Source organism: uncultured Mesonia sp. (assembly GCA_947499595.1).
In the GTDB taxonomy this organism is placed as follows: Bacteria; Bacteroidota; Bacteroidia; order Flavobacteriales; family Flavobacteriaceae; genus Mesonia; species Mesonia sediminis.
In genome coordinates this window covers 1-205 of the sequence record CANMOY010000071.1, presented here as the reverse complement: position 1 = coordinate 205, position 205 = coordinate 1, and the positions used below count along the sequence as shown (strand labels likewise).

At 42.4% G+C, this 205-nt stretch carries 1 rRNA gene; it reads left to right on the top strand.

Features of this window, described 5'->3' with window-relative positions:
* Positions 1 to 205, top strand: a 23S ribosomal RNA gene (locus ACH2AZ_RS12600); the annotation flags it as partial.

The following is a 205-nucleotide window of genomic DNA, read 5'->3' as shown; positions in this document are numbered from 1 at the left end:
AACAGCTCACTAGTCGAGCGGTTCGGCATGGATAATAATCGGGCATAAACATACTACCGAAGCTATGGATTTTGTATTTATATACAGAGTGGTAGGGGAGCATTGTAATAGAGTAGAAGGTGATCTGTGAGGGTTGCTGGATTTATTACAAAAGAAAATGTAGGCATAAGTAACGATAATGCGGGCGAGAAACCCGCACACCGAA